At 50.1% G+C, this 21694-nt stretch carries 19 protein-coding genes and 1 pseudogene; 15 read left to right on the top strand and 5 right to left on the bottom strand.

Annotated features, from left to right (window positions below; genetic code table 11):
- Positions 1-4 precede the first annotated feature (4 nt).
- The 6 genes from H6A13_RS02125 (at position 5) to H6A13_RS02100 (ending at position 6183) form a co-directional block, all read left to right on the top strand.
- Positions 5-1333, top strand: a complete 1329-nt coding sequence (locus H6A13_RS02125) for a replication-associated recombination protein A (protein WP_204907970.1) — start codon at positions 5-7, stop codon at positions 1331-1333.
- Positions 1334-1351: 18 nt separating this feature from the next.
- Positions 1352-2299, top strand: coding sequence for an AraC family transcriptional regulator (locus tag H6A13_RS02120; protein ID WP_204907969.1), 948 nt, complete (start codon positions 1352-1354; stop codon positions 2297-2299).
- A 4-nt stretch (positions 2300-2303) separates the two neighbouring features.
- Positions 2304-2816: a hypothetical protein gene (locus H6A13_RS02115; RefSeq protein WP_204907968.1), complete on the top strand. Its 513-nt coding sequence runs from the start codon at positions 2304-2306 to the stop codon at positions 2814-2816.
- Positions 2817-3033: 217 nt separating this feature from the next.
- On the top strand, positions 3034-4353 hold the full coding sequence (locus tag H6A13_RS02110; RefSeq protein WP_204907967.1) for an ABC transporter substrate-binding protein: 1320 nt from the start codon (positions 3034-3036) through the stop codon (positions 4351-4353).
- 104 nt (positions 4354-4457) lie between these two features.
- On the top strand, positions 4458-5360 hold the full coding sequence (locus H6A13_RS02105) for a carbohydrate ABC transporter permease (RefSeq protein ID WP_476703424.1): 903 nt from the start codon (positions 4458-4460) through the stop codon (positions 5358-5360).
- Positions 5353-6183 carry a carbohydrate ABC transporter permease gene (locus H6A13_RS02100; protein WP_420827212.1) on the top strand — a complete coding sequence of 277 codons (831 nt, stop codon included), beginning with the start codon at positions 5353-5355 and terminating at the stop codon, positions 6181-6183. The genes H6A13_RS02105 and H6A13_RS02100 overlap by 8 nt, the downstream gene beginning before the upstream one ends.
- Before the next feature lie 92 nt (positions 6184-6275).
- On the opposite strand, the gene H6A13_RS02095 is transcribed toward H6A13_RS02100, so the two are convergent.
- Positions 6276-7082: a helix-turn-helix domain-containing protein gene (locus tag H6A13_RS02095; RefSeq protein WP_204907966.1), complete on the bottom strand. Its 807-nt coding sequence runs from the start codon at positions 7080-7082 to the stop codon at positions 6276-6278.
- A 125-nt stretch (positions 7083-7207) separates the two neighbouring features.
- Here H6A13_RS02095 and lacZ point away from each other — a divergent pair, with 125 nt between their 5' ends.
- Positions 7208-10258: a beta-galactosidase, LacZ type gene (gene lacZ, locus H6A13_RS02090; RefSeq protein ID WP_204907965.1), complete on the top strand. Its 3051-nt coding sequence runs from the start codon at positions 7208-7210 to the stop codon at positions 10256-10258.
- 20 nt (positions 10259-10278) lie between these two features.
- On the top strand, positions 10279-12372 hold the full coding sequence (locus H6A13_RS02085; protein WP_204907964.1) for a beta-galactosidase: 2094 nt from the start codon (positions 10279-10281) through the stop codon (positions 12370-12372).
- Here the strand turns inward: H6A13_RS02085 and H6A13_RS02080 are convergent.
- Positions 12301-12906 (bottom strand): ATP-binding protein, encoded by a 606-nt coding sequence (locus H6A13_RS02080; RefSeq protein WP_204907963.1) that lies wholly within the window; start codon positions 12904-12906, stop codon positions 12301-12303. The genes H6A13_RS02085 and H6A13_RS02080 overlap by 72 nt on opposite strands.
- Here H6A13_RS02080 and H6A13_RS02075 point away from each other — a divergent pair.
- Entirely contained in the window at positions 12839-13399 is a 561-nt protein-coding gene (locus tag H6A13_RS02075) for a Crp/Fnr family transcriptional regulator (RefSeq protein WP_243424707.1), read from the top strand. The two genes, H6A13_RS02080 and H6A13_RS02075, sit on opposite strands and share 68 nt — an antisense overlap.
- A gap of 14 nt (positions 13400-13413) precedes the next feature.
- On the opposite strand, the gene H6A13_RS02070 is transcribed toward H6A13_RS02075, so the two are convergent.
- Positions 13414-14259: an ABC transporter permease gene (locus H6A13_RS02070; RefSeq protein ID WP_204907962.1), complete on the bottom strand. Its 846-nt coding sequence runs from the start codon at positions 14257-14259 to the stop codon at positions 13414-13416.
- Positions 14237-14995: an ABC transporter ATP-binding protein gene (locus tag H6A13_RS02065; protein WP_204907961.1), complete on the bottom strand. Its 759-nt coding sequence runs from the start codon at positions 14993-14995 to the stop codon at positions 14237-14239. The genes H6A13_RS02070 and H6A13_RS02065 overlap by 23 nt, the downstream gene beginning before the upstream one ends.
- A gap of 272 nt (positions 14996-15267) precedes the next feature.
- On the opposite strand from H6A13_RS02065, the gene H6A13_RS02060 reads away from it, so the two are divergent.
- The 3 genes from H6A13_RS02060 (at position 15268) to H6A13_RS02050 (ending at position 18422) form a co-directional block, all read left to right on the top strand.
- On the top strand, positions 15268-15921 hold the full coding sequence (locus H6A13_RS02060) for a sialate O-acetylesterase (RefSeq protein ID WP_204907960.1): 654 nt from the start codon (positions 15268-15270) through the stop codon (positions 15919-15921).
- A 30-nt stretch (positions 15922-15951) separates the two neighbouring features.
- Complete coding sequence (locus H6A13_RS02055; protein ID WP_204908006.1) at positions 15952-16137, top strand: GNAT family protein; 186 nt, start codon at positions 15952-15954, stop codon at positions 16135-16137.
- 596 nt (positions 16138-16733) lie between these two features.
- Positions 16734-18422 (top strand): carbon starvation CstA family protein, encoded by a 1689-nt coding sequence (locus H6A13_RS02050; RefSeq protein ID WP_204907959.1) that lies wholly within the window; start codon positions 16734-16736, stop codon positions 18420-18422.
- Positions 18423-18658: 236 nt separating this feature from the next.
- Here the strand turns inward: H6A13_RS02050 and H6A13_RS13540 are convergent.
- A pseudogene (locus H6A13_RS13540) lies at positions 18659-18949 on the bottom strand (IS1634 family transposase); the annotation flags it as partial.
- A 265-nt stretch (positions 18950-19214) separates the two neighbouring features.
- On the opposite strand from H6A13_RS13540, the gene H6A13_RS02040 reads away from it, so the two are divergent.
- The 3 genes from H6A13_RS02040 (at position 19215) to grpE (ending at position 21694) form a co-directional block, all read left to right on the top strand.
- Complete coding sequence (locus H6A13_RS02040) at positions 19215-19508, top strand: hypothetical protein (RefSeq protein WP_204907957.1); 294 nt, start codon at positions 19215-19217, stop codon at positions 19506-19508.
- 426 nt (positions 19509-19934) lie between these two features.
- Positions 19935-20981: a heat-inducible transcriptional repressor HrcA gene (gene hrcA, locus H6A13_RS02035; protein WP_204907956.1), complete on the top strand. Its 1047-nt coding sequence runs from the start codon at positions 19935-19937 to the stop codon at positions 20979-20981.
- A 62-nt stretch (positions 20982-21043) separates the two neighbouring features.
- Positions 21044-21694, top strand: a complete 651-nt coding sequence (gene grpE / locus H6A13_RS02030; protein WP_204908001.1) for a nucleotide exchange factor GrpE — start codon at positions 21044-21046, stop codon at positions 21692-21694.

Here is a 21694-nt window from a genome sequence, read left to right as displayed (position 1 = left end):
AACGATGGATTTATTTGACTATATGCGGGAACAGAATATGGAGAAAGAATCACCGCTCGCCTCCAGACTCCGGCCGGTTACCCTGGACGAAGTGGTGGGGCAGCAGCATATCATAGGAAAGGATAAGCTTTTATACCGGGCGATCCAGGCGGATAAATTAAGTTCCGTGATCTTTTACGGGCCTCCAGGCACGGGAAAGACGACACTTGCCAAAGTCATTGCCCATACCACCAGTGCGGAATTTACGCAGATCAACGCTACGGTGGCGGGGAAAAAAGATATGGAAGAAGTGGTGAAAAAGGCGCAGGACCTGCAGGGCATGTACCAGAAGAAAACCATTCTGTTTATTGACGAGATCCACCGGTTTAACAAAAGCCAGCAGGATTATCTGCTTCCCTTCGTGGAGGACGGCACCATCATTTTGATCGGCGCCACCACAGAGAATCCGTATTTTGAGGTGAACGGGGCGCTGTTGTCCAGGTCTGTGGTCTTTGAACTAAAGCCCCTGAAGCCGGAGGATATTAAGACCCTGATCCTCCGGGCGGTCCATGACCGGGAAAAGGGGATGGGAAGCTATGACGCAGTCATTGAAGAAGACGCCCTGGACTTTCTTGCGGATATCTCCGGAGGGGACGCAAGAAGCGCCCTGAACGCGGTGGAACTGGGAATCCTGACTACCAGGCGAAGCGATGACGGCAAGATCCATCTGACCCTTCCTGTGGCTTCTGAATGCATCCAGAAGCGGGTGGTCAGGTATGATAAATCCGGAGACAACCACTATGACACGATCTCTGCTTTTATCAAGAGCATGCGGGGGTCGGATCCGGACGCTGCAGTCTATTACCTGGCAAAAATGCTGTATGCAGGAGAAGATATCAAGTTCATTGCCAGACGGATCATGATCTGTGCTTCCGAGGATGTGGGAAATGCTGATCCCATGGCGCTGACGCTGGCGGTATCGGCCGCCCAGGCGGTGGAGAGGATCGGGATGCCGGAGGCTCAGATCATCTTATCCCAGGCAGTGACCTATGTGGCGTCGGCTCCGAAGAGTAATTCAGCCACCAATGCCATCTTTTCTGCCATGGAAAGTGTAAGAAACCAGAAGACCACTGTGCCGGCGCATCTTCAGGACGCGCATTACAAGGGAGCAGGAAAACTCGGGCACGGCACAGGATATCTGTACGCCCATGATTATCCGGATCATTACGTAGAGCAGCAGTACCTGCCGGACGAAATCGCAGGCGCCCGGTTTTATGAGCCCGGGGAAAACGGTCATGAAAAAGAGATCCGGGAGTGGCTGGAATATCTCCGGAGTCGTTCTGCGCAGAGATAAGAGAATGGGAGAAAGAAAATGGCGAAGAAAAAGAGACAAATGGCGGAGTACCGCTATTATAAAATGCCTGGAAACGCTGTGTTTTTTGCCCTTCAGGGAGAAAGATGGCGGCAGAAGTACGAGCGGGAGATCGATTTCCTTCATTTTCATAATTTCCTGGAGATCGGTTTCTGCTACAGCGGCAGCGGCGTGATGACGCTGGGCGAACAGGACTATGAATATCACGGAGGCGATTTTACGGTCATTCCGTCGAATTATCTGCATACCACGAACAGTACGCCCGGTACGCTCAGCAGCTGGGAATACCTCTTTATCGACGTGGACGGGCTTATGAAAAAGTTGACAGACGCGCCGCCGGGATATGTGGAGCAGCTGATAAGAAGGATCAACAGCCGGGCGGTGTTTGCCGGCAGCATGGAATATCCGAGGGCCGCGCAGCTGATCCGCATGGTGCTGGATGTGACGCGGGAAAAGGAGGCCTTTTCCCAGGAAGAGGCAGAAGGCCTCATCCTTGCCCTGCTTGTGGAAATGGCAAGAAGCGGGGAGACAGACTGGAAGGAGGCGGAAGGCATCGGCGCGGAAGGGCGGGTGCATTCTGATAAGCTGATCTTTCAGATCATGGATTATATCAGCGGACATTACAGCGAGAATCTGAAGATGAGCGATATCGCCGAATTTGCCCATATCAGCGAGACGCATCTGCGGCGGATCTTTTCCAGCCACCTCAATATGAGTCCGCTGGAGTACCTGAACAGAGTCCGGATCCATGCAGCCTGCGAGTATCTGAAAAAGACAGATGACTCCATTGCGCTGATCCAGGCCCGGTGCGGTTTTACGGTGAGCTCTACTTTTAACCGGAATTTCCGGCGGGTGACAGGGGTTTCGCCTGCGGAATGGAGAAACCGGCCGGAGAATTACGAACGGCAGATCCTGAAATTCCGGATCCACTCAGAGAAAGGATGGTAACAAGATGTATCAGACAAAGATCACAAAACAGGTGAAAAGAAAGAAAAAAGCAGGCACAGGACTTCTGAAGGGGATGATGATCTTTTTTGGCGTGCTGTTTGTGCTGATGGGGATCGCACTGTCCAGAGGATTTATGCTGTCCGGATTTCTTCTGGTCCTGTTGTATTTTATCTTTGATACCTTCAGTAAAAAAGAATATGAATACGTCCTGGAAGGAACCACCCTTTCCATCAGCGTGATCTGGGGCGGCCATTACCGGCGGGAACACCACGCGCTGGACTTAAGAAATATGGAAGTTACAGCGCCCAACTGGCATGAAAGCGTGGCAAAATACCGCGCCAAAGGCGGGACGGAGAAGGTACATAAGTATGACTATACTTCTTATGATGATAACGTGCCCTATTACACGATGATCATCGTGGAGGGGAGAAGGAAGATCAAACTGTTGCTGGATCTGGATGAAGAGATGCTCGATGCGATCAGAAGAATCTGTCCAGGGAAGGTGATCTTTGCATAATTTACCATATATTTCGCGAAATATACGGAAAAAGGTTGTTAGATTAGGATAAAAAAGTAAAGGACTTACCTCGTTTTCAGTGCACAATGTACAATGATGATCGAAAATGCACAGCATACGTATGAATATGCAAACACATCAAGATTTAGTCTTAGTATAATAATTTCATGAGATGTTTCGGAGAGAAATACCGGACATCAGATAGGAGGTAAGTTTTATGAAAAGAAAGATTCTTTCAGTATTGCTTGCGGGCGCAATGACATTTTCACTGGCAGCCTGTGGCGGAAGCGGAGACAGCGGCAGCGGTGACGACGCTGCGGCAGAAGGCGGAGCAGGGGAAGGCGAAAACACCCTTACCGTTATGGCATGGGACCCGGCTTTCAATATTCCGGCTCTTGAGGCAGCGGCAGCTGACTACAAAGAGAATGTGAATGAAGACTTCGAGCTTGAGATTCTTGAGCAGGCAGCTTCTGAAGATGTGGAAAGAGCAGTGACAACTGCTGCATCCGCAGGCGATTACAGCAACCTTCCGGACATGGTACTGTTCCAGGATCACTACATCCAGAGATATGTATCTGATTATCCGGATGCATGGACCGCTCTTGGCGACATCGACATCAACTGGGATGACTTCGCTGCAGAGAAACTGGATTACTCCACCATCGACGGCGAGCATTATGGTGTGCCGGTAGACAACGGTACTGTTGTATGCGCATACCGTACAGACCTTCTGGAAGAAGCAGGATACACCATCGACGACCTGACAGGCTGCACATGGGACAAGTTCATGGAGATCGGCAAGGCTGTATATGACAAGACAGGCAAAGCTCTTCTGTGTATGAACGCTGACGGTAACGACCTTCCGTACATGATGATGCAGGCAGAGGGCGTTTCCCAGTTCAAAGACGGCAAACCGTACATCACAGAGAACGAGACACTGGTAGAGATCGTTGAAAAACTGGTTCAGATGGCAAAAGACGGCACACTTCTGATGCCGAACAGCTGGTCTGACTACACAGACAAAGCAATCCAGGGCGACCAGGTTGCAGGTGTTATGAATGGTAACTGGATCATCCCGACTATCGAGAAGGTAGAAGCAAACAGCGGTAAATGGGAGATCACATCCATGCCGACACTTGAGGGCGGCGAAGGTTACGCAAGTAACGGCGGTTCCTCTCTGTATATTACATCCAACTGCCACAATGTAGATCTTGCAAAAGATTTCCTTGCTTACACATTTGGCGGAAGCACAGAGACCTATGACAACGCGTTAAGAGATGGTGGCGTGATTTCTACTTATGCTCCTGCCGGCGAGACAGAAGTATATCAGGAAGGCGTTGAGTACTTCAACAACCAGCCGATCTACGCAGACATCGTTGAGATGGGTACAAACGTACAGATCGTAGAGCAGAGCGATTATCACTATTCCGCACGTAACTACGTGGGAACAGCGATCGTAAATATCATCAACGGCGCAGATACCATGGAGGCTCTCCAGGAAGCAGAAGATCAGTTGAACTTTGAGATGGGCAATTAATTCTTGCAGTCTAAAAGAATACTGAGATGATAAAGTATCAGGCAGAGGCGTGGGTTTGACCATGCCTTTGCCCCTTATAAGAGAGAAAAGGAGGGGCCAAAGAAGTGAAAGAGAAAAAGAAAATGTCGCTGCTTGCCAAACAGTCAGCGGCCGGCTGGGTGTTCCTGACCCCGGCTACGATCCTGATCGCTATCATGGCTTTCTGGCCGATGGTGCAGGCGTTTATTATGTCACTGCAGACCGGATCCAGCGCGAATCTTCAGTGGAACGATCCGATCTTCAACAACTACACAAGAATGTTTTCTGACAAAGTGTTCATGACTTCCGTCGGAAACACATTTCTGTATCTGATCATTCAGGTGCCGATCATGCTGGTGCTTGCGATCCTGCTGGCACAGCTTCTGAACAACCAGCATCTGAGATTTAAGGGCTTTTTCCGTACCTGTGTATTCCTTCCCTGCGCAACGGCCCTTGTATCCTACGCATTGATCTTCAAATCCCTGTTTGCGACAGACGGACTGATCAATGCCATTCTGGTAAATTTAGGAATTCTGGAACAGAATTACAATTTCCTTGGTCATCCGACCAGCGCGAAGGCCGTGATCATCCTGGCGCTGATCTGGAGATGGACCGGCTACAACATGGTGTTTTATCTGGCAGGTCTGCAGAATATCGAATATTCTGTATATGAGGCTGCAAAGATTGACGGAGCCAACGGATGGCAGACATTCTGGCGGATCACTGTTCCGCTTCTGCGGCCGACGATCGTTATGACATTTATCATGTCCATCAACGGTACGCTGCAGTTGTTCGATGAGTCTGTCAACCTGACAAACGGAGGACCGTCCAACTCGACGATCACCATGTCTCATTACATTTACAACAATACATTCGGAACCGGCGGAGTTTCCAACTTCGGATATGCGACAGCAATGTGCTTCTTCGTATTTATCCTCGTTGCGATCCTTGCATTTATCAATATGAAAGTAGGTGATACACGTGACTGAGAAAAAAAATATAAGTATGATCCAGCGTCGTTTGATTCCTACGTACATATTTCTGATCATTGTATCATTCTTTTCGGTTTTTCCGTTTTACTGGATGATCTCCGCGGCAACCAACACATCCTTCGATGTTGCCCAGGGTAAGATCACGATCGGAGGCCATCTGATCGAAAACTTTAACAACCTGATCGCAAACTATGATCTGTGGCGGGCGATGGGTAATTCCTTTGTTTATGCGATCGTGCAGGTGGTTCTTGCGATCCTGATCTGTTCACTGGCAGGTTTTGGATTTGAGCTGTACCATGACAAAGGAAAAGACCTGGTATTCTCCATCCTGCTGCTTGCCATGATGATCCCGCAGGTTGCAACGATGATCCCTCTGTTCAGACTGCTGTCTTCCGCACACCTTCTGAACAGTGTATGGGGCTTCATCCTTCCGTCTATCTCCACACCGTTCCTGATCATGATGTTCCGTCAGAACTCCAGGAACTTCCCGGTTGATACGATGGAAGCGGCGCGTATCGACGGCCTGAATGAGATCCAGATCTTCTTCCGCATGTATATGCCGATGATGAAATCCACCTATGCTGCGGCAGCTGTTATTACTTTCATGAACGCATGGAACTCCTACCTGTGGCCGAAGGTAATCATGACGCAGCCGGAAGCGCAGACCATGCCGATGCTGATCGCGAACATGTCTTCCGGATATACGACAGATTATGGTATGCTGATGGTAGGCGTACTGTTCTGTTCCGTACCGACAATGATCGTGTTCTTCGTTCTGCAGAAGCAGTTTGCAGAAGGTATTACCGGCGCGGTAAAATAAAATATCTGTGGAAAATGATAAGAAGATGGCTGATGACAGCCATCTTCTTTTTTGCACTTCCGGTGATTACGGGAAGAGTATGGATACGCGTATCAGTTCAGGCGGCGGAATTCCGCCGGAGTGAGACCTGTACAGCGGCGGAACGTGGCTGCAAAGTGACTGGCATCGGAAAAACCGATGCGATGGGCGATGGCCTGCACCTCTGTCCGGGGCTCTGTGACCAGAAGTTCTTTTGCCTTGCTGATCCGGAATAAGATCAGATATTCAATGGTGGAGCAGTTCAGATATTTGCGGAACAGCCGGGACAGATACTGCGGGGTGACAAATACCTGGCGGCTTAAGGAGGCAGCGGTCAGTGGCTGGGCATAGTTTTTTTCGATTTCTTTTATCACAGGCGCCACATACCGCTGGTAGACCGGCGTATCCGTAAGATTGTAAGTGTGCGCCGCGTCTGCCAGGGAAAGGAGCAGCCGGTAGCAGTTGACGGACAGAGCCTCTTTATTGTCCTGCCCGGCAGAGTAGAGGCTTACGCATCGGGTGATCAGTTCTGCGATCTTCTGGCCCTGTTCCGGTTCCACCTTGACGGCGGGCCGGCTGCCGACGATTGTCTGGATGCTGCTTTCCAGCGTGCCGGTAAAAGAGGCAAAGCAGGTGCGCCAGCGGTCGCTTTCCTTCTGGTAGCTGTGGCGGATAAAGGGGGAAAGAAGGAGACCCTCACCCTCGTGAAGGAGAAAAGTCCCCACAGAGGTCTCCACCCGCCCGCAGCCGGTTTCTGTCTGCAGATAGTGGTAGCAGGGATAGCCTTTGGGGCGGGATACGGGGGGCTGGTCCCAGTGGTTTCCAATGGAATCAAAGGTGAAGGGAATATTTACCGGGGTGCTGCGGAATATAACGGTCATCAGATCGTCCTCCTGTTTCGAAATATTATATTATTAAGTTTAACATATCATACATGAGGCTGTCTATTTTTATTATAATAACTACAACGCCAGAAAACGAAAACACCGAAGGAGGGTATGTTTTTATGAAAATATTTGATTACGGCAAAGTGAAAGATCCTCAGTATTTCCAGGATGGAAACTGGGTCAGCCCCTGTTCCGATCATTTATATTATGCGTCGGAGGGCGAGTGCATGGACGGCTGTTCGTCATTTACAGAGAGCCTGAACGGCCTGTGGAAATTTCATTATGCAAAGAACTATGAATCTGTGATCCCGGGATTTGAAAAAGAGGATTACAGCTGCGAGGGGTGGGACAATATCCGCGTGCCCGCCCATATCCAGATGGAGGGCTTTGATTCTCCGCAGTACACCAATACTCAGTATCCCTGGGAGGGCCGGGAGGATATCAGACCCGGAGAGATTCCGGAGTATTTTAATCCTGTGGCAAGCTATGTAAAATATTTTACCGTTCCGGAGCGCATGAAAGGGAAACGGCTCTTTATCTCTTTCCAGGGAGCAGAGAGCGCGCTTGCGCTGTGGATGAACGGGACTTATGTGGGATACCGGGCGGACAGCTTTACGCCTTCTGATTTTGAACTGACTCCTTATGTAAAGGAAGGAAAAAACAAGCTGGCTGTGCAGGTCTTTAAGTGGACCGGCGGAAGCTGGTGCGAGGATCAGGATTTTTACCGCTTCTCCGGATTATACCGGGATGTGTTCCTTTATACGGTTCCGGAGGTTCATATCCGGGATCTGAAGATCCGGGCTTTGCCGGACGAGACGCTGAAGCAGGCGGTTCTGGAAGCATCCTGCCAGACCTGGGGAGAGGGAAGCGCGGTCTTTACTCTGTCCTACAAGGGAAAACTCTGTCTGGAAGATACAAAAGATCTTACAGGGGAAGACACCTTTACATGGGAAGTTAACAGACCTCATCTCTGGAGCGCAGAAGATCCCGCTCTTTATGATCTTACGATCCGGGTATATGGGAAAGACGGAGAACTTAAGGAGATCATTCCGCAGAAAGTCGGTTTCCGCCGGTTTGAGATGAAAGAGAATCTTATGATGCTGAACGGAAAGAGGATCGTGTTTAAGGGGGTAAACCGGCATGAATTCAGTTCCGTCACAGGAAGAAATGTATCCGAAGAAGAACTGCGCAAAGACTTGACTGTGATGAAGCAGAACAATATCAACGCGGTTCGGACCTGCCATTATCCGAACTCTTCGATCGTGTACCGTCTCTGCGATGAGTACGGCCTGTATGTGATCGATGAGACCAATCTGGAAAGCCACGGATCCTGGGACACAGCAGGGGCTACCGGGGATTATGATTATATTGTGCCTTATGATAAGCCGGAATGGCTGGATATCATTCTGGACCGCGCCAATTCCATGTATCAGAGGGACAAGAACCACCCCTGCGTACTGATCTGGTCCTGCGGAAATGAATCTTACGGCGGAAAGGATATCTACGAGATGTCTGAATTTTTCCGTAAAGTAGATCCGGACAGACTGGTCCACTACGAAGGTGTGTTCTGGGACCGCCGCTACAATGACTCCAGCGACATGGAGAGCCAGATGTATCCTTCTGTAGAGAAGATCAAAGAATTCCTGCAAAAAGACAGAAGCAAGCCGTTCATCTGCTGTGAGTACACCCATGCGATGGGAAATTCCTGCGGAGCGATGCATAAGTATACGGACCTGTCCGATGAAGAGCCCTTATATCAGGGCGGATTTATCTGGGACTATATTGACCAGACCCTGTATAAAAAGGACAGATACGGCAAAGAGTTCCAGGCATACGGCGGAGACTTTGGCGAGCGCCCCACAGACTACAGCTTCAGCGCCAACGGCATCGTGTACGGAGGAGACAGAGAGCCGTCTCCGAAGATGCAGGAGGTGAAATTTAATTATCAGAATATCACTGCGGAAGTTTCCGAAAACAGCGTAAAAGTGATCAATAAGAATCTCTTTGTGAATACCGACCGTTTCCAGTGCGTCGTTACGCTTCAGAAAAACGGTGTAAAGATCAAAGAAGCGGTTCTGGAAACTCATACGGAGCCTCTTAGTGAAGATGTTTATCCGCTGCCTTTTGAAAAGGCGGAGTGTGCCGGGGAATATACGGTTACCGTATCCTTCCGGTTAAAGGAAGGCACCATCTGGGCGCCGGCCGGACATGAGACGGCGTTTGGACAGTACGTGTACCAGGTGGAGGGAGAGAAGAAATGCCACTGCGGTGAACTGAAAGTGATCCGGAGCAAACACAACATCGGCGTCCGGGGAGATCATTTTGAAGTGATGTTCTCTGCATTGAACGGCGGCCTTGTTTCCTACCGGTGGGGCGGACGTGAGATGATCCGGGAGATCCCGAAGCCGAACTTCTGGCGCGCGCCTGTTGACAATGACTACGGCAGCCTGATGCCGCAGCGGTACTGCCAGTGGAAGACTGCCGGCATGTACGCGGATCATCATGAGTATGTAGAAGGCGGATTCCCGCGTCTTCTGGAGCCGGCTGTAGAAGTCGGGAAGAATTCGGTTACGGTTGTTTACACCTATAAAATGCCCACAAAGCCTGCCAGTGAATGTATGCTTTCCTATGAGGTGCTGGGCGACGGAACGATCCGGACCAGGCTCTCCTGCGACCCGGCAAAGGAACTGGGAGATATGCCTGAGTTTGGCGTGATGTTCAAGTTTGACGCAGATTACGACCATGTGAAATGGTACGGCCTGGGACCGGACGAAACCTACGCGGACCGCATGAAAGGAGCCAAGCTTGGCATTTATGAGAATCTGGTAGAAGACAATATGGCCAGGTACGTAACGCCTCAGGAGTGCGGGGCAAAGCAGCAGGTCCGCTGGGCAAAGATTACGGACAGAAGCGGCCGCGGCATGATCTTTGAGATGGAAGAAGAGAGCGGCCCGATGATGTTTTCCGCTCTGCCTTATACACCTCACGAGATTGAAAATGCAAAGCATGCCTATGAACTTCCGCAGACACATTATACAGTGGTGCGCGCGGCGCTTGGACAGATGGGCGTCGGCGGCGATGACAGCTGGGGATCCTGCACCCATCCGGAATACCTTCTGGATGCAGGAAAGAAGATGGAATTTTGCTTCTCCTTCAGGGGAGTCTGCTAGAGAGATAAGGAGGACAGATTATGTTAAGAGGACATCTGCTTCACGGCGGAGATTATAATCCGGAACAATGGCTGGATCATCCGGAGATTCTGGAGGAAGACATAAGACTGATGCAGGAGGCCCATGTCAACTGCGTCTCGCTTGGCATCTTTTCCTGGGCGGTTCTGGAACCATCAGAGGGAACGTATACATTGGACTGGCTGGAAGAGATCATTGACAATCTGGGAAAGGCGGGGATCCAGGTGATCCTTGCCACCCCTTCCGGCGCCATGCCGCACTGGCTGACCGCCCGGTATCCGGAAGTGATGCAGGTGCAGGCGGACGGCCGCAGGAATCTGCCGGGAAAACGCCACAACTTCTGTTACACTTCCCCGGTGATGCGGGAAAAGATAAGCGCCCTTGACCGGGAACTTTCCAGACGGCTTGGGATGAAAGAAAATGTGATCCTCTGGCATCTTTCCAATGAGCTGGGCGGAAACTTCGCGGATGGCGCCTGCCACTGTGAACTCTGCCAGCAGGCATTCCGCCAGTGGCTGAAAGAACGCTACGGAACGCTGGAGGCCTTAAACAACGCCTGGTGGACCAGGTTCTGGAGCCGTATGTATACAGACTGGGATCAGATCCACAGCCCGGCTCCAAACGGGGAGACTACCATTACCGGACTGGTGGTGGACTGGCGGCGGTTTGTGTCAGACCAGATCAGCGATTTCTGCGGGATGGAGCGCCGTGCGGTGGCGGAGTATTCCGACCGGCCGGCGACAGCGAACTTTATGTACTTTTTCAAGAGCATAGACTATCACCGGCTGCAGAAAGAAATCGACATTGTGTCCTGGGATAATTATCCCTGCTGGCATAAGAAAAAGGACGAGGTGCCGGTGGCGGTGCAGGCTGCTTTGAATCACAGCCAGATGCGCAGCCTGAAAAAAGAGCCCTTCCTCCTGATGGAGAGTACGCCTTCCCAGGTAAGCTGGAGGACCTGCAATCCCCTGAAACGACCGGGTATGCATATGCTTTCTTCCATGCAGGCCGTTGCCCATGGATCCGACAGCGTGCTGTATTTCCAGTGGCGTAAAGGCAGAGGGGCGTTTGAAAAATTTCACGGGGCAGTTGTGGATCATAAGAACGGCAGCAATACCCGCACCTTCCGGGAAGTGACGGAGACAGGAAAGAGACTGGAAGGGTTAGGAGAGATTCTGGAAGGAACAGTGAACCGGCCAAAGGCAGCAGTCGTTTTTGACTGGGCCAACTGGTGGGCGGTGGAAGATATGTCCGGCCCCAGACTGGATCTGAATTATCCGGACTGTGTGACAGAGCATTATCGTGCGCTCTGGGAGAAGGGCATCGAGGCGGACATCGTAGATATGGACGATGATCTCAGTGGATATGCGCTGGTGTGCGCGCCCCTGAATTATATGTACAAACCCGGTTATGCGGAAAAAGTACGGGATTTTGTAGAAAAGGGCGGCATCTATGTCACGACCTATTTCAGCGGCGTGGTAAATGAGACAGACCTTTGCTTTACCGGACACCATCCGCTGGAGGATGTGCTTGGCGTGATCCAGGAAGAAACAGACGCGCCTTCCGAGGAGTTTGAAAATCAGTTCTGCTACCGGGGAGAAAGCTATCCGGCGCGGAATCTGTGCGAGGTGGTCCATGCAAAAGAGACGGCCCGCGTGCTGTCTGTCTATGAGCGGGATTATTATGCCGGATACCCGGTGGTAACCTGTAATCCCTATGGAAAGGGCAAAGCTTATTATCTGGCTGCCGGATCTGACCTTGCGTTTCTCGGGGCATTTTACCAGGATGTATTAAAGGAGGCAGGGCTTGAGAATCCGCTGGGAACCGGACTGCCTTATGGCGTGTCAGTAACAGAACGGTGCACGGCAGGAGACGCAAATGATCCGCATCAGAAGCGGGTTGTGTTCGTTATGAATTTTAAGAACGAGCCGGTGACTGTGGAAGGGATCGGAAGATGGACGGATGCCGAGAACGGAGAAAGTATCCAGGGAAGCCTTGCGCTGGAACCGTTTGGCTGCCGGGTGCTACTCTTTGATTCTGCCGTTCATGCCGATGGTCACGACCTGGCAGGGGAGGTGTTTGCCGCTGGCGTCTAAAGCGGCTGTGGCGGCCCGCTCGATCCCGCCGCAGCAGGGAACCTCCATGCGGACGATGGTCAGACTTCTGATGTCGTTATGCCGGAGGATGTCTGAGAGTTTCTCAGAGTAGTCCACCGGATCTAGCTTGGGACACCCGATCAAGGTGACGTGGTCCTTCATAAACCGTTGGTGAAAATCACCGTAGGCGTAGGCGGTGCAGTCTGCGGCGATCAGAAGGTCTGTGCCGTTAAAGTAAGGCGCATTTACCGGGGCCAGCCGGATCTGGACCGGCCAGTGGGTGAGTTCGCTCTGTGGAGCAGGCGATTTGGGCGATGTTCTGGCAGAGCGGTGTTTCAGATGAAGCTGTACTGCTTCGGCGTCATAAGCTGCAGCCTCCCGCTCTTCAAACGTGATGGCTCCGGTAGGACAGGCCGGCAGGCAGTCTCCCAGTCCGTCGCAGTAGTCATCCCGGATCAGCTTTGCTTTGCCATTTATCATCTGGATGGCTCCTTCGTGGCAGGCAGAGGCGCAGGCGACTCTTTTTGGGGGCATCAAAGGCGAAGAACTGGAAAAACTTCTTGTCTGTATGGACAGTACGAGGAAGAAGTACCGCCGCCAGGAGATGATCCTGTCTGAAGAAGAGATCCCGGACAGGATCGGGATCGTGCTGGAGGGAAGCGTGATCGCGGAAAAAGACTGCGAGATCTGCTGGATGCATATCGGAAAGGTGCTTTCTGTCTGTCCGGCGGCCTGTCCCTGCCATCAGCAGATGCTTCGCAATCTGGTGACGAGCCTGGCAGGAAAGAACGTGGCGTTCAGTGAAAAGATTACCTGCCTGTCCCGCCGGAGTACCAGGGAGAAGCTGTTGTCCTACCTGTCAGAGACTGCAAAAAAAGAAAAGAAGCGGCATTTTGTGATCCCCTTTAACCGGCAGGAACTGGCAGATTATCTCTGTGTGGACCGAAGCGCCATGTCGGCGGAGCTGTCAAAGCTCCGCCGGGAAGGGGTACTGGATTATAAGAGAAGTGAATTCTGGCTTCTGTAAATGGCAGGGCAAAACTATTTAATGTCCCGCTTCTGGAAACTGGCTGCTCCTATGAGGAAGGAGACTGCGAAAAAGCAGATGCCGACGATCAGAGCCCGTAAAACGATGTCGCTGTGAAGGTCTCCCAGAAGGGCGTTCATATTGGTGTCCAGCAGATAATTGGAAATGACAATTTCCTTTCCGGTCAGCTTTTTTACCAGCATTTCGCCGAGTATGGCAAACAGAGACACAAATTCCAGAAAGCAGATGTTGAGCGCCAGGGCGCCTCCGCTTTGCCGGATCAGAAAGCTGAACATGACAAAGAGTGAAAGAAAGGCGCAAAGGAGGAAAAGCTCCAGGCCGGCGGCTCCAATGGTTCTGGCCCACCCTTGAGAAGGCGCATCGCCAATACCCCAGACAAAGGAGGCGGTCAGGAAAGAGAACAGGACATAGATGAGAGTGAGAAAAATCCCGGCCGCCATGGCAGCGATCAGTTTAGAACTGTAGATGGTCAGACGGCTGTACTGGCGGGAGGCTATAAGTTTCATGGTCCCGTGATTGAATTCGCTTCCTACAAAGAGAGAGACGAGCACGGCCAGGATCAGCGTGGTGTTACCGGCAAAAAAGGTCAGAAGCTGTCCGGCGGCGCCCAGATCCTCATAACTTCCGGCGATCCCCTCCACAGAGACGCTGACGCCGCTTTCTGACAGCGCATCCTGCTGGGAAGCCATCTGAGAGGCCATCTGATCTCCTGCGATCCGGTAAGTAAAGTCCAGGAGAAAAACGGTGCCTACAGCCAGTAATATGGTGATGATGAGGCACACCCGGAAATATTTTGCTTTTCTCAGTTTATAAAAATCACTTCTTAATAAATGTGTCATGAGAGATTCCTCCTTGTATTTTCTTTAAAAAGTAATCTTCCAGATCCATCACTTGTGTTCCGTCCGGCCCGGTGCAGCGTCTGATCAGCTGCTCTTCTGTAAATTCATCGATGAGACGGCCCTGATGGATGATCCCGTAACGGGTGGCAAATTTGGACAGTTCGCTTAGGATATGAGAGGAGATCAGCACGGTGATCTGCCGGTCGTGGTTCAGGCGGAGAAGCAGGTCACGGATCTCTTTGATCCCTTCCGGATCCAGACCGTTGGTGGGTTCGTCAAGGATCAGGAATCTGGGATTGCCGATCAGGGCGATGGCGATGGCAAGACGCTGGCGCATGCCAAGAGAGAAGTCTCTGGCCTTTTTCCTGCCTGCGTCTTTAAGCCCTGTCAGGGTCAGGATTGCGTCTGCCCGGGAGGTGTCGCGGATCCCCTGGAGCCGGTAATGGACCAGAAGATTTTCTTTTGCGGTCATGCCGGGATAAAGAGCGGGAGATTCGATCACAGTTCCGATCCGTTTTCTTCCCTTTCTTAAGTCAGCGCTTCCAAACAGCAGCGCATTTCCGCTGGTTGGAGCGGCCAGGCCGGCGATCATACGGATCAGGGTGGTTTTGCCGGCACCGTTCTTTCCGATAAAACCATAGATGTCTCCTTTGTGGATGGTCATGGACAGATGATCCACAACAGGCCTTCCGTTGTAACATTTGGTCAGTTGATTCGTTCGCAGTACAACACTCATTTTCATTTCTCCTTTAGATGTATTAGTGTACTAATTGGTTAATACAATAATATACACGAAACGAAAATAATGTCAAGATAAAAAGAGAAGAAGATTGTAATTTTCTGTTTCAGAAGCCGTGCTCTATACTTGAAATATAGTAATGTTTTATCTTCGCTTACTTTTTTTCTGAATCTCTTTCATTTTGCGTTTTGTTATAAATTGATAGTCTGTGCGGAAACTGCATGCATCATGAAGTTCATCCGTGATCCTTTGCGGGTTCGTTTGCAGCAATGTGGTGTATGGAAAACAAAGAAGAGAAAATCGGATTGATCCCCTGCGCAGAAGGCGGGAGTACAATAGATGACTGGGCGGCAGACAACACGCTCTTTCGGCATGCGGTCTGTCAGGCGAAATTCGCCATGCAGGATACGGAGCTTATCGGTATTTTGTGGCATCAGGGAGAAAGCGACAGCTGCGATGGGAAGTATCAGACCTATTACGAAAAACTTCAGACAATGACAGCGGAGCTGAGACAAGAACTGAACGCGCCGGAGATTCCCTTTATCCTTGGCGGCCTGGGAGGATTTCTGGGAAAATCGGGGCTTGGGGCAAACTGTACAGAATATGAACTGATAAACAGGGAATTATTAAGATTTGCTCAGGAACAGAAAAACAGTTATTTTGTAACAGCAGAAGGCCTGACGCCAAATCCGGATGGGATCCATATGGATGCAGCTTCGCAGAGAAGGTGGGGTGTCCGCTACTATGAAGCTTTTTCTAAAAGGAAAAATGTACTAAGTCCTTTGGAAAATGAGATGGAATTGCTGGACAGGTGCATTAATGTGCCCTATACAAAAGGCGAAAAAATGCATTTGACTATGATGGACTTTATATCCGGCAGGATGACATATGAGGAACTTTGCAGAAAATTTGAAAATATATAGATCCCATGCATGAGATGTCAGGAGGATTTTATGATCAGAGAATTAAGGCAAACAGATACGGACCGAATCGCAGAAATCTGGCTGGATACCAATCTTCGGGCGCATGATTTTATCCCGGCAGAATACTGGGAAGGAAACTTTGATAATGGAACGCTTTACTACGGTAAAATCAAACAAATCTGTTCCCGAACAAAAGGGGAATTTATAAAATATTAACAAAAAACAGAGTGCGTTCTATTTTCTTGTTGACTTTGGAGACAGCTGAGTTATAATGAAACAGGATTGAAAAAAGCCAATGCGAAGAACAGGACAGGACTTCCGAAGTTCAGCTGCTTTCAGAGAGTTCCCGGCTGGTGTGAGGGAACAGCACAGCGAGGAAGCCATCCCCTGCGAGCAGTCGGGGCGAACGCGGTACGCCAAGTAGCCCGGACCGGAATTCCACCGTTATCAGGAAACCTGTTAATCCGCCAGGATCTGAGAGTACCTTCCGGGGATGAACCCAAGAGACGGGGAGGAAACCGGGAAAGTGCTGAGGTCGCAGACAAAGCGGACGACGGGAGTGAGTGACCGAGATGATCGGTAATGAGAAGTGGTAACGCGGAGAAAATATACTTCGTCTTCTGACAGAGTGATCTGTCGGGAGGCGTTTTTCTTTTTCTGTGGACAGATGAAAACGTTCCCTGCAGGAGAACTTTCCGGAGGAAATGTCTACAGAGGAGATTCCGGATGGAGAAAGCTGGCTTTGATCCGAAGATGCCTTGAAAAAGGTGTTTGACACCTCAGTTTTACATTAAAAAGGAGAGTAGAGAATTATGAACACACTGGTAATCGTATTGATCGCCGCCGTCTGCCTTATCGCGGCATACGCGCTGTACGGACGCTGGCTGGCGAAGAAGTGGGGAATCGATCCGAAAGCGAAGACTCCTGCGGTCGTTCACAATGACGGACAGGACTATGTACCGACGGACGGCTGGACCGTATTTGCACATCAGTTTTCATCCATAGCAGGTGCGGGCCCTGTCACCGGAGCGATCCAGGCAGCGGCGTTTGGATGGCTGCCGGTCCTTCTGTGGATCATCCTGGGCGGCATCTTTTTTGGAGCCGTTACAGATTTCGGCGCTCTGTATGCAAGTGTTAAGAACGACGGAAAATCAATGGGGCTGCTGATCGAGAAATATATCGGAAAAGCGGGAAGAAAGCTGTTCCTGGGATTCTGCTGGCTGTTCTGCCTGATCGTGATCGCGGCATTTGCCGATATGGTGGCGGATACATTCAACGCATATGTGGTGACAGACGGAGTACAGACTCTTTCTGAGAATGCACAGGTAAACGGAGCGGCGGGAAGCATTTCCCTGTTCTTTATCCTGTTTGCTGTGGTATTCGGTGTGGTTCAGCACAAAGTGAAGCTGACCGGATGGAAAGAAGTTGTGTTCGGGCTGGTATGTACCGTGCTGGCGTTTGTATGCGGTATGAACTTCCCGGTGATCCTGGGCAAAGAGATGTGGGTATACATCGCATTTGTCTATATCTTCCTCGCGGCAGTGCTGCCCATGTGGTTTGTGATGCAGCCGAGGGATTACATGTCCACATTTATGTTTATCGGTATGATCGCAGGTGCAGTCCTGGGGCTTCTGTTTGCGCATCCGACGATGAACCTTCCGGCATTTACCGGATTCCAGAATGAGAGTCTGGGAACACTGTTCCCGATCCTGTTCGTAACAGTCGCCTGCGGTGCGGTATCCGGATTCCACAGCCTGGTATCGTCCGGTACTTCGTCCAAGACCATCTCCAACGAAAAGGATATGCTCAAAGTCGGATACGGAGCGATGGTGCTGGAAAGCCTTCTGGCAGTGATCGCGCTCTGTGTTGCAGGTGCGGCTGCAGGGGCGGACGGAACTGCAGCAGTGGGAACGCCGTTCCAGATCTTCTCATCCGGAGTGGCAGGATTCCTTGAGATGTTCGGTATCCCGGTCTATGTGGCGCAGAGCTTTATGACCATGTGCGTGTCTGCTCTGGCGTTTACAACACTGGATTCGGTTGCTCGTATCGGGCGTATGTCATTCCAGGAGCTGTTCAGCAAGGATGACATGGAGCACGCCGAAGGCTGGAGAAAAGTCCTGTGCAATAAATATTTTGCAACGGTCATCACACTGGTATTCGGATATATCCTGACCCAGGTCGGCTACTCCAATATCTGGCCGCTGTTCGGAAGTGCGAACCAGCTTCTGAGCGCCCTGGTACTGATCACGCTGTGCGTATTCCTGAAAGTTACGGGAAGAACACTGAAAACACTGGTGCCTCCGTTTGTGATCATGCTGATCGTGACATTCACAGCGCTGGTCCAGAGATCCATTGCCCTTGTGAAGGCATTTTCCGCAGGAACAGCTGTATTTATGGTTGAAGGGCTTCAGCTGATCGTGGCGATCCTGCTTCTGATCCTGGGAGTTACTATCGTGGTCACTTCAGGAAAAGAGCTTGTGAGAAATAAAGCAGAGAAATGATAAATCATACTAATCTCTGACAGTCTATAAAACAGAACAGAGAAAGAAGAACACCGGAGAAAGCGGGGGTGCCTGCTCTCTCCGGTGTTTCTTTAGGGTGGATATTTTTCACAAAGCAGACCATCAGTCAGAGATCTCGCTGACCATAAGGCTTTGCACGGTGCTCCGCCATCAGCCGGTTGATCTTATCCATATATCTGCTGTGGATGGCTTCATAATACCGGCAGCTCAGTGGCGCCTCCATACCGGAACCGAAACATACTATAGTCCATAAGCCTGTTGGAATGGAAGGGGATCATAACAACTGCATCTTCCGTTTCTTTTTTATATTTTTCCGTTTCGATTCTTGCCTGTTCTTTTGCCCATGCCATGACACCATCACGATCAGTGCCAAGCCGTTCCGATAATTCGGCCAGAGTACCTAGTTTTTTAATCGTGGTAGAAGTACTCTTACCCTGGGCATTTGTATAGGACTTTGTAATGTAAAAGGATTCGGAATTTTTTGATTTGGATGTAGTAACACGCATTGAAATCACCTCTGTAATAATTCATATATCACTAAATATTACTAGATAGCAAAACGAAAAACTTGACAAAAAAAGTACAGGCTTTATGCGGCCTGTAAGCACTTTTTTAATTATGCAACTGTCAAACTCCCGAATTGGTTAATACAATAATATAAACGAAACGAAAATAATGTCAAGATAAAAAGAGAAGAAGATTGTAATTTTCTGTTTCAGAAGCTATAATTTACTGTAGAAATATTTTATAGGAAACAGGAGGATACCTATCATGACCATTTATGATTCTGTAAATAAGACAGAAGTAGAAGTAGACGGAACCAAAGGACTGATCGAAAAGATGAAGGAAGGACGTCAGGTGGATCTGTATCTGAAGGAGAAAAAGTCTGACGAAGACGGATACATGTCCTGGGATGTAGAGCACTGGTCCAGCGTTGACGGTAAGAGATTCATCCGCTGCTATTCTCTGGAGGGAAGAGTGTTGAGCGAGTCCACCGGACACAACATCTACGATCTGGCGAATGATTTCAAGCCGGAAGAGGCTGCAAAAGTAGAACTGAGCTAATCAGAGCCTTTCCCTGTTCGCATATTGTGAACGCCAAGATAGGCTTTAACCTTCCCTGGGCGGCTTCCTACGCAATTGGAATCGCGGCTGCGGCCGTATATGCCGGAGCGATCCTCTGGTACGGAAAAAAACGTGCAGCCCGTAAAGCGCAGAAGGAACAGCAGTAATTTGCGGATCGTTTTCTGATAAGAATGACAGCAGAGCATGTTATGTGTGAAAGAATGGTTTCATATATAACATGCTCTTTTTGCGTGATACGCCCGGGATGGCGGCCGCCGTGCTCGCACGGGCGGGCATCCTTTATTCAAAAGAAAAAAATGAGGAAATGGTGTTGACAAACAAATGACAGAGTGCTAAATTAATAGTCGAAGATGTTAGCACTCAATTTTAAAGAGTGCTAATAAGCCGAAGGAAGGAGGAACGCGGATGGTAGCGGACCACGGACTGAGCGAGCGGAAGCTGAAGATTCTGCACGCGATCATCCAGAACTATCTGGAGACCGGAGAACCGGTAGGATCCAGGACCATATCCAAGTACACAGATCTGAATTTAAGTTCAGCCACCATAAGAAATGAGATGGCGGATCTGGAGGAACTGGGCTACATCTTACAGCCTCATACGTCCGCCGGACGGATCCCTTCGGACCAGGGCTACCGCCTCTATGTGGATATGCTGATGGAGGAGAAGGAGCAGGAGCTTACAGAGATGCAGGAGCAGATGCTTGATAAAGCAGACCGTATGGAGCAGCTCTTAAGCCAGGCTGCGAAGGTGCTGGCAAGCAGCACCAACTACGCGACCATGGTCTCCACCCCCGTAAGCAGCGCCAATAAGCTGAAGTTCATCCAGCTGTCCATGGTGGATGAAGAGCAGATCATAGCGGTCATCGTGCTTGGAGGCAATGTGATCAAGAATAAGATCATCAATGTGGAGGAGCCCTTAAGCAATGAAAATCTTCTGAAGTTAAATATGCTTCTGAATACGACGCTGACAGGAATGCCGATCGAGGAGATCAATCTGGGGCTGATCGCCAGGCTGAAAGAACAGGCCGGAATCCACAGTGAAGTGGTGGGCAATGTGCTGGACGCTGTGGCAGAAGTGATCCAGGTGGACAATGAGATGCATATCTATACCAGCGGCGCCACGAACATATTTAAGTACCCGGAGCTCAGCGATAAGCAGAGCGCCCAGGAGATCATCAGTGCGTTTGAAGAGAAGCAGCAGTTAAATGAGCTGGTGACCCAGACGCTGGCCAGAGAGGACAACACCGGGATCCAGGTATACATCGGTGATGAAACTCCTGTCCAGAATATGAAAGACTGCAGCGTAGTGACCGCAACCTATGAATTGGGCGAGGGCATGAAGGGAACGATAGGAATTATCGGACCGAAGCGCATGGATTACGAACACGTACTCAAATCCATGAAGCGGCTTCAAAATGAACTGGATCAGATGTTTCATAAGGAAGAAACATAGGAAGTAAAGAAAGAAAGGTGGAAGAACCCTTGGAAAATAAGCAGGAAAAGAGCCAGGAAGAAATGGTAAAGGAAGCCGTGGAAGAGGCAAGGAAAGCAGCAGAAGAGACTGCGGAAGAAGAGACTGCACAGGAAACTGCGGAAGAGGCAGCTGAAGAGACCGTAGAGGAGACTGCACAGGAAACTTCTGAAGAAGCTTCGGAAGAAGCCGCAGATTCTGAAAAAGCAGAAGAAGGATCCGAAGAAAAGAAGAAATTTTTCGGGAAAAAGAAAAAAGATAAAAAAGACGAAAAGATCGAGGAACTGACGGATAAGCTGACCCGTCAGATGGCAGAGTTTGATAACTTCCGCAAACGTACGGAAAAGGAGAAATCCCAGATGTACGAAGTAGGTGCGAAAGATATCATAGAAAAGATTCTTCCGGTCGTGGATAATTTTGAGCGGGGACTTGCCGCTGTGACCGAAGAAGAAAAGGAAAATGCCTTTGTACAGGGCATGGAAAAAGTTTACAAACAACTGATGACAACACTGGAAGGAATCGAGGTGAAACCCATCGAGGCCGTAGGCAAGGAGTTCGATCCGAATTTCCATAATGCAGTGATGCATGTGGAGGATGAAAATCTGGGAGAAAACATTGTTGCCGAAGAGTTTCAAAAAGGTTACCTGTACCGTGACTCTGTTGTGAGACACAGTATGGTAAAAGTAGCAAACTAA

Origin of the sequence: Mordavella massiliensis (assembly GCF_016902415.1) — a bacterium.
GTDB lineage: Bacteria > Bacillota > Clostridia > Lachnospirales > Lachnospiraceae > Merdimonas > Merdimonas faecigallinarum.
Note: the sequence above shows the minus strand (reverse complement) of the source record. Positions and strands in the feature narration are given on the sequence as shown.